Below are 1,152 nucleotides of genomic sequence, written 5' to 3'. Positions count from 1 at the left end.
GTCCAAGCCAGCTCCGGCAACCTTGGTGATCAGATCGTCCCGGGAGCACTCCGTGACGTCTCCGGTGAGCAGATGCACGGTGCCGGTGGGGGTGTTGAACAGGTACGCGTCGGTGTCCAGTTCCTTGCTTGCCACGCTCATGGGCGCCCGGGCAGAGGCAATCTTGACCATGCCCTCCAGGCCGCTCGCGGACTCCGATTTCCGCACGTCCTTGTACAGGTCGTCGCGTTCGTCTCCGGTGAGTTCCTCAAGCTCTCGGAGCGCGTTCTTCACGGTGTCGACCGCGTAGCTGATATCGATGCGCTTCTCGTCTGCCAGCCACCGGGTGGCGTCCCACACGTGCCACCCGATGCCGTGGACGTGCCGCAGAGCGTCGCCGTGCTCGGCGAGGAACCGCTCTGCCATACGCAGCTGCCCGCGGTGTTGTACGGGGCGCGAGGGCCTGCGCACTACCCTGCGCTGCGCAGGCGGCCGCGGCCGCTCCTCCTGGGCTTCCTCCCCGGCCCACATGTCGCCAGTCGTCGTCACGCGGCACCGCCGAGCAGAGCCCGGGGCATCGTCGGGTTGGCGATCCCCTTCGTCCATCCGGACTCGATGCTTGCCAGGGATGCACGTTCCCGGAGCCCCACGGCCAGTGCTGCGGAGAGCAGCTGGGCACGCACGGCCGCTTCACTGAGGACCTCCGGGGCGATTTCGTGCAGCTCGCCGAGCTTTCGCGCGGCCGCGAACAGGCGACGATTCCGTTCGCCTTCGACCGCCTGGGCGATGTCGTCGGCCGCTCCATCGAGGGCCGCGGCCGCATACCGCTCCGCACGGGAAGCCGGACGGCCGCCCGGGGCGTACAGGCACACAGGCGCCGGCGGGCGGGGAGGAGCAGCGGGAGGAGCGGACGGGCGCAGCAGCTCAAGCAGCCAGCCAGGGAGCGGCTGCGGCCGCACCTCCGGGGCGCTCGCCCGCTCGTACACGCGGCCCTGGGCAGTCGAGTAGGACCCGGCAGCGATGACGTACCCGCCGACCCCGCGCACGTCGACCATGGGTCCGATGTGGGGCGGGGTGGGGCCCTCCCCGGTGGCGCAGCCGATGAGCGGCCCGTCAGCGGGCTGCTGGAAGTACAGGTGCAGACCCCCGCCCGGGGTCATCACGGTGTACGTT

Annotated in this window: 1 protein-coding gene and 1 pseudogene; both read right to left on the bottom strand. The window is 70.6% G+C overall.

Annotation, left to right across the window (positions count from 1 at the left end):
- A pseudogene (locus ACFWBF_RS37375) lies at window positions 1-405 on the bottom strand (hypothetical protein); the annotation flags it as partial.
- 119 nt (window positions 406-524) lie between these two features.
- A partial coding sequence (locus ACFWBF_RS37370) for a bifunctional DNA primase/polymerase (protein ID WP_385609284.1) occupies window positions 525-1,152 on the bottom strand: 628 nt, incomplete at its 5' end.

It is taken from the genome of Streptomyces sp. NPDC060028 (assembly GCF_042736725.1).
Lineage (GTDB): Bacteria > Actinomycetota > Actinomycetes > Streptomycetales > Streptomycetaceae > Streptomyces.
Note: the sequence above shows the minus strand (reverse complement) of the source record. Positions and strands in the feature narration are given on the sequence as shown.